Genomic DNA, 13,876 nt, shown 5'->3' with positions numbered 1-13,876 from the left:
TACTACTTAAGCAGCTTCATCATATTCTGATAGCTTTCACGCACACTCTCAAGCTCGGACTTCGTCGTTACATCCTGCTCCAGAATAATATATTTTACCGATTCGAGTTCTTCTACTTTCTTCAAGATTCCCGGAATATCCATTACACCCGTTCCAATCTCGACGAAATCCTCTGGCTTCACGGTACTGAAGACAACCTCCGGCGTTAGAACACCCGAGACTTGCTCGAGCTCGAATAAGTTCACGGGCGATGCAGAAGCGCTCAAATCTTTCTGATGCAATAACCCTAGTCGGTTTCCCAGCTGGTCCATATACGCGATCGGATCCACGCCTGCCCGCATAGCCCAATATGTATCGAATTCCACGAGCACGTGTGACGGATCGGTATTCTCCAGCAGAATATCCATGATTGTCTGACCATCGAACGCTTGAAACTCATGAAAATGGTTGTGGTAATAGAAGTCCATGCCTTCCGCTCTGCACTTCTTCCCAGAAGCATTCAACCATTCTGCCAGACGAAGCGCATCATCCTTATCCTTGAAGAAATAACCAGGCAAAACAACACCGCCGCTGCCCAGCTCTGCATGATAACGAATGACTTGATCCCAGTCTAAATTCGGATGATAGGAGACATGACTCGTTACAACCTGGAGCCCCATCTGCTCCATATTCGATTTGAGCTCTTGCGCTGTATAACCAACCTCGAAGCTACCATCATTCGATGTGTTATGAAAAGCGAACTCCACATGGGTATAACCGATGTCCGCCACTTGACGTAACGTACCTAAGAAATCTTGAGCCATCGCTTCGCGAACAGAGTATAATTGTAGACCGATTGGAATGTGATTCATGTTACCCCTCCTACTTAAATTAAATTGTAAACCCTTACATCGTCATTATATTCAACATGGAGTATGCCATGCTTCCCCTTTCTTATCTAAAAATGGGTTCAATCTTCATCTATTTGCCGTACAGCATGGAACGAACGCGATTCGCAAATATTAAATTATAACTTAACTTTCAGAGACCAAAACCTTATACTTATGGTGCGTGTTCAAAAAGTCGGCATTTCAGCACCGAGAAGGTTGCGTGAACCAGAAGAAGGAGGAACGGAGTTTAGGCAAAACCTAAATGAGTACCGGACTTCGAGGGTGAACGCAAGATTCGATGTCGAATATACTTCTCGAATGACTTCGTGATCAAATGATGACTTTTTGAACAACCTCTAATTGGATATAGAAGCAAAGGGGACAGAGAAATATGATGCACAAAGCACTAACCATTGCCGGCTCCGATACAAGTGGCGGTGCAGGCCTTCAAGCCGATCTCAAAACGTTTCAGGAACGCGGTGTATTCGGCATGACCGCAATCACCGTCATTGTCGCTCAAGATCCGCACAATGGCTGGTTCCATGATGTATTCCCGATCGAATTATCACTACTTGAGAAGCAAATCGAGACCGTTCTTGCAGGCATCGGTGTCGATGCTGCCAAAGTCGGCATGCTCGGATCGACTGAAATCATTGAACTTGTCGCACGCAAGATCGACCAATATAACGTTAGAAATTTCGTTATCGATCCTGTCATGGTATGTAAGGGTGCAGATGAAGCCCTTCACCCTGAGACGAATGAGGCGCTACGCGATATTCTCGTACCAAAGGCGCTTGTCGTTACACCGAACCTGTTCGAAGCTTCTCAGCTTAGCGGTATGGCACCGATTAAGACCGTGGATGAAATGAAAGAAGCTGCGGCGAAGATTCATGGGAAGGGCGCTGCTTATGTCCTTGTCAAAGGCGGCGGTAAACTGACTAGTGAACAAGCAGCCGTAGATGTACTCTATGATGGCAAGAACTTCGAACTGCTCCAATCCGAGAAATTCAGCACTTCCTTCACGCATGGTGCAGGCTGCACCTATTCCGCAGCGATCACCGCAGAGCTCGCGAAAGGCCGCGAAGTTAAAGAAGCCATTCATACCGCGAAGGCATTCATTACCGAGGCCATTCGCCATTCGTTCGCATTAAATCAGTATGTTGGACCAACAAATCATGCGGGGTATCGACTATCTGGTCAATAATATAGGTACTATATATACAGGAAATCTCGCCATCATGGATGCCGAGATTTTCTTTGTTGTTGGAACGATGTAGAAATTGAGAAAATTTGATACAATAAGAACATATCCCAAGCAGAATTCTGCGTGAAATAAAAGGAGATTGATCGCATGGCAACTTTCGAACAACAATTAGCGCAATATGCCGAACTTATCGTTAAAGTGGGCGTTAACGTCCAACAAGACCAGCAAGTCTTTATTACAGGTTCTACCGAAATGACAGAACTCGTCCGCCTCGTGGCGAAGAAAGCGTATGAAGCTGGCGCAAGCAACGTACATGTGGATTGGGTAGACGAGGCCCTCTCCCGACTGAAATACGAGAACGCGTCCGACGACCACTTCACGAAGTTCCCAGAGTGGGAAGTTGCGAAGCGTAATACGTTCTTGGATGCGCGTGCAGCATTCATCGCGATCGTATCCCCGAACCCGGATTTGCTCAAAGGCATTGATCCACAGCGAATCGGCAGTTTCCAGAAAGCTTCAGGACAGGCGCTCGAGAAGTACCGTCAATATGTACAATCGGACAAAGTAAGCTGGACGGTTGTTGCGGCTGCAACGAAGAACTGGGCTGCTAAGATCTTCCCAGACGTAACGCCAGATGAAGCACAAGTGCTATTATGGAATGCGATCTTCGAATCTGTTCGTCTGAATACACCTGATCCGGTTCATGCATGGGAAGAACACAACGCGAACCTACATAAGAAAGTCGAAGTATTGAACGGATACCACTTCCACAAACTTCACTACACGGCACCAGGAACAGATCTCACAATCGAATTGCCTGAGAAGCACCTCTGGGTGGGCGCAGGCAGCACCAGTGAGAGCGATGTTGCATTCATGGCGAATATGCCAACTGAAGAGGTATTTACAGTACCTTATAGAAACGGTGTTAACGGATACGTATCCAGCACGAAGCCTCTGAGCTATGGCGGCAATATTATCGATAACTTCAAATTAACTTTTGAAGAAGGACGTATCGTTAAGGTTGAAGCCGAACAAGGGCAAGCGATCTTGCAACAGCTTGTAGATACAGATGAGGGCTCACACTACTTGGGCGAAGTTGCACTAGTTCCACATGAGTCCCCTATCTCACAGTCCAACATTTTGTTCTTCAATACCTTATTCGATGAAAATGCATCCAACCACCTCGCGATCGGCAGTGGTTATGCGTTCAACGTGGAAGGCGGCAAAACAATGACAAGAGAAGAATTGGATGCGAGTGGTGTGAACGCAAGTATTACACACGTCGACTTCATGATTGGTTCTGCGAACATGGACATCGATGGCATTCAACAAGACGGTACTGTGGTTCCGGTATTCCGTGGCGGCAACTGGGCAATCTAATCAAAGACCATAAGAAAGACTGCATCTCCTACGATAGGGATGCAGTCTTTTTCAATATCATAAAACACTTGACTTTAGTATGTAATAAAAATATACTAACTTATATAAAGTAAGTTACTAATTAACGATTCAGGAGGTCATTCCTATGATGCCATCATTATTTCTTGCCCATGGATCACCGATGCTCGCCATTGAAGATACACCGTATACAGCGTTCCTCGAACAACTTGGACAACAATGGAAGCCGAAAGCCATTGTCATTTTCACCGCACACTGGGAAAGTGAAGTGCTTACGATTTCCATGCATGATCAAGTCTATGAGACCATTTACGATTTCGGCGGATTCCCGGATGCCTTGTATGAGGTTGTCTACCCTGCCAAAGGCTCCTCGCAGCTTGCCAATCAACTCGCTGAGCGGTTTAAACAAGCTGGTATCGAGACGCGCGCCGATGCGACTCGAGGACTGGATCATGGATCTTGGACGCTGCTGCATCGCATGTATCCTGCCGCAGATATTCCGGTCGTCCAAATTTCGGTTCATCCTTATCTTGCGGCAGAAGCACAGTATAAGATCGGTCAAGCGCTGCAAGGTCTAGGCGATGAAGACATCCTCATCATCGGCAGTGGCGTCACGGTACACAATCTGCGATTGCTTAATTGGGGTCAGAAGGAGCCTGAGGCCTGGGCTGTTGCTTTTGATGATTGGTTATTGAATAAGGTCGAGCAAGGCGATCTGCCATCCCTGTTCGCCTATGACCAACTTGCGCCATACGCACGCCAGGCCGTACCTCGTGCCGAGCATTTCGTACCGTTCTTTATCGCGATGGGCAGTGGTTCATCGAAGCCGCAAGTGATTCATCGCAGCTATGATCTTGGAACGTTGAGTTACTTGAGCATGGCATTCTAAATCCTTATACGAAGAACCCCAAGGCGATCCCGTCCTAAATCAGTTAGCGGAGCCCTGGGGTTCTGGTTATTACAACTCTAATTCTTTACTAATTTGTTCTTGATTGCTCGTATGGTAATTTTTCATGTTCAGTGGGAAAGGTACGCCTTTGATCATGGCATCGATATCTTCCTGGTTCCCTTCGATAATGTGTTGGCGCAGTGTCTCGATATAAGCAATCGACTGGTCAATCCGCGTCTTCATTTCACTCGCATCCGTCGTAATATTCCCGTGACCTGGAACAAGCACTCGAATATCATGCTTCTCCAGGACCTGATGCAATTGACTCATCGTCGCTACGTAATCGCTACTGCTAGAGTAGATATACGGAAACTCGATATCCGAACAATAATCTCCAGCCAGCATAATACCCTCCGGGTCGATGACCGTCACGATCCCATCATCCGTATGGCCCGGTGCAAGATAGAACGTCAAGAGTGTCTGCCCCAATTGAACCTGCTGTCCATTCTCGGCAATCAGGATATCGGCGACAGGATATTTCAGCTCATAATCCCGGGTTAAGTAAAATTTATCGTCAAAGGACTTGATCTGTTCCACAATTTCATCCGGATTCGGGTGATGATGTAGCTTCTCGCTCGCGATCACCTTCGCTTCAGGAAATGCGCCGCAGCCTAGAATATGATCCCAATCGCTATGTGTGAAGAGCAGATAGATGGGCCAGCCTCTGCCTAATTGATCGACGTAATCACGAATCTCACGAACCTCTTGCGGCAACCATGTCGGGTCTACGACAATTGTACATTCATCCAAAGTAATAACGGAAGATGTCGTATGATATAAAGCACTCTGGAATACTGTAATTCGACTGTTCTGATAGACAATCAATTTCGTTCGCCCCTCTCGGTCTTGTTACTTCTTATTATAGCAAAAAAATAGGCAGCTCCCATGGACGGGAACTGCCTTTGTTTGTACGATTTGTGCAATTATGCTTTGCTGATGAATTCTTGCACCCATTCACCTTGGTAGTATGCTACACCGATGTGCGTAAAATTCGAGTTCAAAATGTTCGCACGGTGACCTGAGCTGTTCATCCAGTCATTCATCACTTGCTGTGGTGTTGTCTGACCTTTTGCAATGTTCTCACCTGCATAACCGAAAGCAATGTTGTATTGCTTCATCATGTCAAATGGCGAACCGTACGTTGGGGATTGATGATCGAAATAGTTGTTGCTATACATATCTTTTGCTTTATCTAGAGCCATTGCAGCAAGTCTGCTATCTGTCGATAATGGCTGCAGACCAGCCTTTGCACGTTCTTGGTTCACTAAGTTCACAACTTGAGCAGCGAAACTAGTATCCCCTTGATTCGGTTGTGTTGGCTTATTGTCATTTGTCGGCGGAGTTGGCTTCGTTGGTTGTGTTGGTTGTGTTGGCTTGCTTGGTTGTACAGGAGCTGGTTTCGTCGGCACCGTTGGTACCGTTGGTACGCAAGGCTTCACCGGCGGCTGCTGAGGGTACGTTGGGAATGTCACGTTTCCTGGGAATGTTACGTTTCCTGGGAATGTCGGGCATGCGCCACCACCTACAACCTGAACTTCCTTCGGCATATTTTTCAAGAAATTATTAACAAAATCATTCCAGTTGCTTTGAACTGGTGCAGCTGAAACTGCTGTTGGCAACATCCACGCACATGCCACCGCAGTGACCATAACCGTCTTGGAGAAACGATTCATCATCTTCTTCTTCATATGGTATAAATCCTCCTTGTATGCATTGCATTTTGTTGTGTGAATGTTAAGCCCTCATTCACTGAAGGAAGTGTAACATACGTCTTAAGATGCGATCATTACCAAAAATTTGGAAATCACATTATTTTCCAGATAATTTACGCTCTCGGTACCACTGATACCAATAGATACAAAACGCAAGCCAACTGCCTGATACCAGGTAGCCAGCGAGTACATCACTCGGATAGTGCACGCCCGCATAGACGCGGCTAATTCCGATCATCGCAATGATCAACGAACCAAGAATTAACAGTAAAACACGTCCCCATCTCGGCCGAATATGCTTCCAGAGCAGGAAGACGATGACCCCATATAGCGAGAAAGCAGCCATGGCGTGCCCCGATGGGAAGCTATAACCTGTTTCTTCTAGTATCCTGTGAATGGTCGGACGTTCACGTGTAAATAATCTTTTTAACACCACATTCAGTAATGCCGAGCCACCGACTACAATGACGAAGAGGATTAATTCTTCGCGATGCTTCAGAACAAAAAATAGGAATAACATGGTAAGGATCGCGATAACGATGACAGGTAACGTCGATCCGATAAAGGCACAGAATTTTGCAAATCCCGTCCAGAAGGGCGACTCCTTCCCTTGTACATAGTGAATAATCGCCTCATCAAATGCGGAGATTCGGTTCGTCGCTACGAAATACGCCACGACGATGGATGCGATAAGTCCTACGAGTGTAAGATACAATGGCGTCTTTCGTACTTTCATTGCTTGCATGCTCTATTTCCTTTCTATTCAGAGATCGAGGGTTCCTTAGCTGTTCGTGCTGGTAAGCCAGCAATCTCATAGATTAATGCGATATTCATGGATTTCCGCGTCTCATCAGCCAATCGATCGAAGGCGAGCTGCTGTCGGTCTGCAAAAGGAACGATATCCTCGATCGCACGTAATCCTTTGCGCGTACGTATCTGATTGAGCCACTGTCGACGGAAGGCATCATTATGGAAGATCCCGTGCAAATACGTGCCCCATACTTGACCATTTGCCGATGCTAATCCTTCCGCCCTGTGATCGGACATCTGGAACAGCGGATAGACGGATTCCTTCTTACCATCCAATCGAATCGTCTGACCCATATGGATCTCATACCCGGTAATCGCTGTGCCATTCCCTTGGCCCCACTGCGGCTGCGAACAATCGATAACACCTTGAACCCGTTCGGTTTTCTTCTCCGCATAGAAGGTTGTCTGTAGTGGAAGCAAACTAAGCCCCAGCGCTTCGGCTCCCGCTTCAACCTCAACCCCATGCGGATCAAGGAGCTGTTCGCCCAGCATCTGATATCCACCGCAAATACCAACGATGTCACAGGAAGAGTGTCCCTCATCCTCATGAACATGAGCGAAGGTAAGTATGGCGTCAGCTAGACCCGATTCGCGTAAGAAGCGTAAATCATCCATCGTATTCTTCGTACCCGGTAAAATGATCCCATCCGGCGTTCCTAGCTCGGCGAGCGATTGTACATAACGAACGCGCACGTCCTGCTCCGCAACCAAGGCGTCAATATCCGTAAAGTTCGAGATTCGCGGATATCGGATGACAGCAATATCGAGTTCATATGCTTCATTGTCCCCGAGTGCCTTCCCTTTATATGCATCCAATACGACGGAGTCCTCTTGCTCAATATCGATATTCGGCAAATAAGGCAGTACACCAACCACGGGAATGCCCGTCCGCTCTTCGAGCCAGTCCAGACCAGGCTGAAGCAAACTGAGGTCTCCGCGGAATTTGTTTATAATGAAGCCTTTGACACGATCACGTTCATGTGGTTCTAAGAGTTCCAACGTACCGACCAGCGAAGCGAATACGCCGCCGCGATCAATGTCCGCAACGAGCAGGACAGGCGCTTCTGCCCACGCCGCTAGATTCATGTTCACGATATCATTTTGCTTCAGATTGATTTCCGCAGGACTGCCTGCGCCTTCAATGACTACGACTTCGTAAGCAGCACGCAGCCGTTCAAGAGCAGCCACAACCGTTGTTTTGGCAAAAGGGAGAAATTCGGACCGATAATCACGTGCACTTAACTGCGTATAGGGTTTGCCGTGGACGACGATCTGTGCGTTCATCTCTTTCATCGGTTTGATGAGAATCGGGTTCATATCGGTTGTTGCTGCGACCTCACAGGCTTCCGCTTGAACGCCTTGCGCACGCCCGATTTCTTTGCCATCCATCGTCACATACGAATTCAGCGCCATGTTCTGTGATTTATAAGGAGCAACTTTCCATCCGTCCTGCTTCAAAATCCGGCATAATGCCGTCGTCACAATGCTCTTGCCTACATCGGATGCCGTTCCTTGCAGCATAATGGTTCTTGCTTTGGGCCGTTCACTGGACATGAGGTTCGCCTCCTTCTAGACGATTATTGTACATATAAGCAGCAGTAGAATTTCCAAACATTCGTTCAATGCGCCATAAGTATCGCCGGTTAGACCACCGAGCTTATTCGCCATGGATCTCGCTATGATCATCCCGAGCAATAACGCGCCCAGACCAATCCATACAATAGATAACCCGTCTGATGCGGTAATTGTACCTATGCCACCCCACATGGCAGTACCAATCCAGATCAGCACAGATATAACAACCGCCATCAGCGTTGCTCCCGTTACATGCCGCGCACCCACGCCTTTAAAATAACTGCCGAGTCCAGATTCCTTCCTTGCATATGGGAATGCTGCCATCCCAATGACCATAAACCAGCGGCTCCAGATGAAGGGGAGGACGATCTCCCAAGACCATTTCTGATCCAATAAGGTGTAGAAAATAACGGCCTTGAGCAGCATCGCAAGAACACAGACGATGACGCCCATAGCTCCTACCCGGCTGTCCTTCATAATTTCAAGCATTTGTTCCCGTGGTCGATGGCTTAGAATCCCATCTGCGGTATCCATTAACCCATCGATATGTAAGGCCCCTGTCAAAGAAACCGTCCAGACCAAGGTCAGGACGGCCGCTAGGACAAGAGGGAAGAGCAATGAGCAGCCGTAGCCGAAGCCCCAGATCAGCCCGCCGAGAACTGTGCCAACGAGCGGATAGAATACCACGCTGCGAGCGAACACCTCTTTGGAATAATGAATTTGAATCGGCAGCGGCAGCCTCGATAAGAATTGAAAGGCTGCTACGCAGGCTTGCGCTGCTTGTTTCATAACTGAACCGCCCTGCTCTTGAGTTCGATCGGGATGCCTGCTGTGACCAGATACACTTGCTCACAGACCCCCGCTAGCTTCCGATTCATATAACCAGCAAGATCGCGATATTGCCTACCTAACGGATATTCCGGCACAATCCCGCTGCCAACCTCGTTCGTCACGAAGATTAGTGTACCCGCGTAAATTCGAACCCTTTCCACCAACTGATCAATCTGCTGCTTTACCAAATCAGTTGCATTCGGCTCCGCTTCGCAGCGCAGTAGAATGTTCGAGAGCCACAGGGTCAAGCAATCGACGAGAATCATCTTCGACCCTTCGAGATCTCCGAGTAAGGCGATTAAGTCGTAGGGTTCTTCGATGGTCTTCCACTCGAAAGCAGCTTGATCCCGCTCCATTTGATGCATGCGAACCCGTTCTCGCATCTCATCATCGTAGAGTTGTGCCGTCGCGATATAGATTCCGCGATCGCCGTAGTTTGCGCAGAGCTTCTCCGCGAAGGAACTCTTCCCGCTCCGCGCACCACCAGTTACCAGAATCGGCATGCCTTATCTCTCCCCTCATGTGATACATCCATTCATCATTTCTTTATTCGCCTGAGCTTACGCCCGCACTTGCGAAGGTTGCCATCTCGCGCATGATTTTCGTTGCTGCATCGATCAAGGTAAAGGCAAGCACGGCACCTGTCCCTTCACCAAGCCGCATGTCCAATTGCAGCACTGGCGTTAATCCGATTTCTTCGAGCAGGCTCTCATGCCCTTGTTCTTGGGATAGATGCGATCCGATCATATAACCGCTTGTTAGCGGTTCAATACGGCTGGCTATCAACGCTGCTGCAGAAGAGATGAATCCATCAATCACAACAGGGCATTGATGTCTTGCTGCGCCAAGGATCACGCCGACCAGACCAGCGATCTCGAGTCCACCTACCTTCGTCAGGACATCCAGTGGATCCTTCGCATTCGGACGGTTCACTTGAATTGCTTGTCGAACAACCGCTTGCTTATGTAGCATCCGTTCATCATCGATGCCAGTTCCGCGCCCTACCGTCTCCTCGGATGACATGCCCGTGAGCACACTTAGAATGGCTGCACTCGCTGTCGTGTTCCCAATGCCCATCTCGCCTGTCGCGAAGATCTTATACCCATCGGCAACATGCTGCTCTACAATCTCAGCTCCTGCGAGAATAGCTTGGATCGCTTCATCTTGTGACATGGCTGGGCCCTTCGCCATATTTGCCGTTCCTTTACGGACTTTCCGGGACACCAGCTGCAGATGCTCCATATCTGCATTCACGCCGATATCGACACATACGACATCCGCACCTGCATGACGTGCCAGCACGTTCACGGCTGCGCCGCCGTTCAAGAAGTTATAGACCATCTGCGGTGTCACTTCCGAGGGGAATGCACTAATCCCTTCATCACACACACCATGATCTCCAGCCATGACGATAACGGCTTTCTTCGCGAATGCCGGGTGCAATTCACCTGTAATCCCTGCGACCTGCGCCGCAATATTCTCAAGCTTGCCTAGGCTGCCTGGAGGCTTCGTCAGCTGATCCAAATGCTGCATCGCTTCCTCGACCATCTGCCCATCTAACGGTTCAATGTGTGAAATGAGTTGCTCCAATTGTTCTCTCATTATCTCGCTCCAATCTGTGTATGATTCTCATTGATGTCATTAAAATTCTATTTCGCTTCATTTCCTAGTGTCTCATGGGAATCCGGTTGAAGCAAGATTTGTGGCGCGCCATTCACAGGATGGGGAATAATAATCGGTTCTGTGCCAAAAACTTCATGGACGCGCTCCCGGCTTAATATTTCAGCTGGCTCGCCAATGGCTACCTGTTTCCCTTCATGCAGCACAAGCAATTGATCACAATATTGCGCCGCTAAGTTCAGATCATGAAGAACAGCGATGATCGTCAAGCCGCAGTCACGCTGCCATTTCCGCACATAATCCATAAATTGCAGCTGATAACGAATATCCAGATACGTCGTTGGTTCATCCAGCAGCAGAATTTCAGGCTGCTGAACCATCACTTTGCCGAGGGCGACACGCTGCCGTTGTCCACCGCTAAGTTCATGTAGTGGTCGATCGAGCAGTTCTGCTAAATTCAATTGCTCCGCAATCCCAGCGATGAGCGAGGATGCATCGGCTTGATCCCGGCCGAGCCAATTCTGGAATGGGAACCGCCCCATCTCAAGAACTTCCTGCACGGAATATCCAACAGGCGGCAGCGTCTCCTGCTGCAGGACGGCTAGATGCTGGGACAAGGCTTTCCGCGAATACGCCGATAAAGGTTGGTTGCGAATGACAATCTCGCCCGCAGAAGCCGGCTCCACGCCGGATATGCATTGCAGCAACGTCGATTTCCCGCTTCCATTCGGACCGATGATGCCAAGACAAGTCCCTGGCTCCACTTCAAAATGAATATCTTGCAGCACCTTCGCAGCCCCATAATGCTTATATACATGTTCGACTCGGATCATGACAATCGACCCCTTCGCGTTTTTTTGTTACGGTGCAGCAGATAGGCGAAGAATGGTGCGCCAATAAATGCGGTTACAACGCCAAGCGGAATTTCAGTGGGTGCGAGTACCGATCGAGCAAGGGTATCTGCAATCACCATGTAGATTCCACCACCAATTGCGGATAACGGGACGATCAGTCGATAATTCGAGCCGACCAGCAATCGAATCATATGGGGGACGATCAACCCGACAAAGCCAATGACACCTGATACGGATACGGCCGCAGCCGTCATAAATGTCGCCGTTAATAGAATGATCATCTTCGTCCGATCCACACGAATCCCTAAATGCGCGGCTTCACGTTCCCCTAGCGCGAGGATATTCATCGTCCTGGCGTAACCCATCACAATAATAAAGCCAACGATTAAATACGGCCCCAGCACCGCGGTATATGCCCATCCACGCAATGAGAGGCTACCCATGAGCCAGAACATAATTTCATTGATCGTCTTATCCGACAACGCGACGAGTAAGGATACGAACGCCCCGAGGAAGGCCTGCATGACAACACCGGCGAGTATTAACCGTTCCGTCGGTATTTTGCCTTCATCTTGCGCAAGCCGCATCACAAGCCATAGGGTTAAGACCCCTGTCGTGAAAGCAACAATGGGCACGGACCACTGTCCAACAAGTGAATATTGGATGCCAAAATAGATCATAAAGGCTGCGCCAACGGAGGCGCCAGAAGACACACCGAGTGTGTACGGATCCGCAAGCGGATTACGCAAAACGCCCTGAAATGCCGCACCGGATAAGGACAGGCAAGCGCCAACCAAGACCCCAATCGCAATGCGAGGAATCCGTACCTTTAATAAGATCTGTTCATAGGAACCTGGCCACGTCTTGGGAATCATATCTTGAAGCCAAGGAATCTGATGCAGCAGAATGGCTGGAATTTGCTGCAGCGGAATGTGCACTGAGCCAATGGTAGCCGAGACGCAAATCGTAAAAAGGAGGAGGAGTATTCCTCCCCCTCCCCACAGCAATCCTGTTCGGTTCATTATTTCACCAAATCCGGATAGATCGCCTTCGCCATGGCGATCAAGCCATCGGTTAGACGTGGACCTGGTCTGCTAAGCAAGTTGCCATCCACGCCAATCACTTGATTATTCTTGATCGCATCAATTTGATCCCAGCCGCTGCGACCTAGAATGATATCTTTAATCGGTTTGCCTGTCTCATAATCTTTGGCATCATTCGCGAATAGAATGACATTCGGATTCGAATGAATAATATTCTCTTCATTAATCTGCACCCAGCCTTGTACATCGGATGCCACGTTCACGCCGCCAGCGATTGTGATCAATTCATCCATGAACTCGCCTTTACCGACCGTCCAGCCTGGGGAGAATTCAATGTATACTTTCTTCTTCTGATCCGCAGCGACATTCTTCACCGCTTCGATGACCGAATCGCGGTCCGCCTTCATCTTATCGATCACTTGCTTCGCTTCCGCTTGACGATCCGTAATTTGACCGTACACTTCGATATTTTTCATAATATCTTCAAGCGTCTTCGGTTCAACTTTGAAAATTTTGATTCCCAGATCGCGAAGCTTCTTCACGGATTCTTCTTTCATGGAAATTCCCGTAAAGACGATGTCTGCATTGGCACCGATAACCGCTTCTTCATTCGGCTTCATAATACTGCCCATTTTCGGCTTGGAGCTTGCTGCTGCTGGGTAGTCGTCATAATCCGATACACCAACGATTTGTTGATCCAGTCCAAGTGCGAAGAGGGACTCGGTCTCTGCTGGCGATACCGATACGATACGTTCAGGTGCTTTGTCAAATGTAAATTCCTCGCCTGTCGCATCCTTAATCGTTAGAGGGTACTTCGTCTTGAGGTCCGATGCTTCTGTATTGTCCTTCTGCTCCTGTTTGCTCTGCTCTGTCTGAGCACCTTGCTTCGCTGCGTCTTCTGTCCCCTTCGTACCGCAAGCCGCGATACTGACAACGAGCGCGAGAATCAGTGCCCACGTCGATAAACCTTTCCAAATCTTCATCCTTGTCTCTCTCCCCTTATTCTTTATT

General features: G+C 48.6%; 14 protein-coding genes. 3 read left to right on the top strand and 11 right to left on the bottom strand.

Going from position 1 to position 13,876, the window contains the following annotated elements:
- Positions 1 to 2: 2 nt before the first annotated feature.
- The gene (locus AC3WU2_RS23835) at positions 3 to 851 is read right to left on the bottom strand and encodes a sugar phosphate isomerase/epimerase family protein (RefSeq protein WP_492457481.1); all 849 of its coding nucleotides are present in this window, start codon (positions 849 to 851) and stop codon (positions 3 to 5) included.
- Positions 852 to 1,260: 409 nt separating this feature from the next.
- On the opposite strand from AC3WU2_RS23835, the gene pdxK reads away from it, so the two are divergent.
- The 3 genes from pdxK (at position 1,261) to AC3WU2_RS23820 (ending at position 4,360) form a co-directional block, all read left to right on the top strand.
- Positions 1,261 to 2,073, top strand: a complete 813-nt coding sequence (pdxK, locus tag AC3WU2_RS23830; protein ID WP_492457480.1) for a pyridoxine/pyridoxal/pyridoxamine kinase — start codon at positions 1,261 to 1,263, stop codon at positions 2,071 to 2,073.
- 147 nt (positions 2,074 to 2,220) lie between these two features.
- Entirely contained in the window at positions 2,221 to 3,453 is a 1,233-nt protein-coding gene (locus AC3WU2_RS23825; RefSeq protein ID WP_492457479.1) for an aminopeptidase, read from the top strand.
- A gap of 145 nt (positions 3,454 to 3,598) precedes the next feature.
- Positions 3,599 to 4,360 (top strand): DODA-type extradiol aromatic ring-opening family dioxygenase, encoded by a 762-nt coding sequence (locus AC3WU2_RS23820; protein ID WP_492457478.1) that lies wholly within the window; start codon positions 3,599 to 3,601, stop codon positions 4,358 to 4,360.
- 69 nt (positions 4,361 to 4,429) lie between these two features.
- On the opposite strand, the gene AC3WU2_RS23815 is transcribed toward AC3WU2_RS23820, so the two are convergent.
- The 10 genes from AC3WU2_RS23815 to AC3WU2_RS23770 all read right to left on the bottom strand — a co-directional run bounded on the left by AC3WU2_RS23815 (position 4,430) and on the right by AC3WU2_RS23770 (position 13,848).
- Positions 4,430 to 5,245 carry an MBL fold metallo-hydrolase gene (locus tag AC3WU2_RS23815; RefSeq protein ID WP_492457477.1) on the bottom strand — a complete coding sequence of 272 codons (816 nt, stop codon included), beginning with the start codon at positions 5,243 to 5,245 and terminating at the stop codon, positions 4,430 to 4,432.
- A 98-nt stretch (positions 5,246 to 5,343) separates the two neighbouring features.
- Positions 5,344 to 6,108 (bottom strand): CAP domain-containing protein, encoded by a 765-nt coding sequence (locus AC3WU2_RS23810; RefSeq protein WP_492457476.1) that lies wholly within the window; start codon positions 6,106 to 6,108, stop codon positions 5,344 to 5,346.
- A gap of 121 nt (positions 6,109 to 6,229) precedes the next feature.
- Positions 6,230 to 6,877 (bottom strand): phosphatase PAP2 family protein, encoded by a 648-nt coding sequence (locus AC3WU2_RS23805; protein ID WP_492457475.1) that lies wholly within the window; start codon positions 6,875 to 6,877, stop codon positions 6,230 to 6,232.
- A gap of 14 nt (positions 6,878 to 6,891) precedes the next feature.
- Entirely contained in the window at positions 6,892 to 8,496 is a 1,605-nt protein-coding gene (locus AC3WU2_RS23800; RefSeq protein WP_492457474.1) for a cobyric acid synthase, read from the bottom strand.
- Positions 8,497 to 8,511: 15 nt separating this feature from the next.
- Positions 8,512 to 9,306, bottom strand: a complete 795-nt coding sequence (cobS, locus tag AC3WU2_RS23795) for an adenosylcobinamide-GDP ribazoletransferase (protein WP_492457473.1) — start codon at positions 9,304 to 9,306, stop codon at positions 8,512 to 8,514.
- Positions 9,303 to 9,851, bottom strand: coding sequence for a bifunctional adenosylcobinamide kinase/adenosylcobinamide-phosphate guanylyltransferase (gene cobU / locus AC3WU2_RS23790; protein WP_379350742.1), 549 nt, complete (start codon positions 9,849 to 9,851; stop codon positions 9,303 to 9,305). Before cobU ends, cobS begins: the two co-directional genes overlap by 4 nt.
- Positions 9,852 to 9,894: 43 nt before the next feature.
- A complete protein-coding gene (cobT, locus tag AC3WU2_RS23785; RefSeq protein ID WP_492457472.1) occupies positions 9,895 to 10,950 on the bottom strand; it encodes a nicotinate-nucleotide--dimethylbenzimidazole phosphoribosyltransferase in 1,056 nt (351 codons plus the stop codon).
- A gap of 47 nt (positions 10,951 to 10,997) precedes the next feature.
- Entirely contained in the window at positions 10,998 to 11,801 is an 804-nt protein-coding gene (locus AC3WU2_RS23780) for an ABC transporter ATP-binding protein (protein WP_492457471.1), read from the bottom strand.
- Positions 11,798 to 12,844, bottom strand: a complete 1,047-nt coding sequence (locus tag AC3WU2_RS23775; protein ID WP_379350748.1) for a FecCD family ABC transporter permease — start codon at positions 12,842 to 12,844, stop codon at positions 11,798 to 11,800. The genes AC3WU2_RS23780 and AC3WU2_RS23775 overlap by 4 nt, the downstream gene beginning before the upstream one ends.
- Positions 12,844 to 13,848: an ABC transporter substrate-binding protein gene (locus tag AC3WU2_RS23770; protein ID WP_492457470.1), complete on the bottom strand. Its 1,005-nt coding sequence runs from the start codon at positions 13,846 to 13,848 to the stop codon at positions 12,844 to 12,846. Before AC3WU2_RS23770 ends, AC3WU2_RS23775 begins: the two co-directional genes overlap by 1 nt.
- Positions 13,849 to 13,876 lie beyond the last annotated feature (28 nt).

This window comes from Paenibacillus sp. EB106-05-06-XG162 (genome assembly GCF_058791655.1).
The sequence above is the reverse complement of the archived record's forward strand: the minus strand, read 5'-3'. Positions and strand labels throughout refer to the sequence as shown.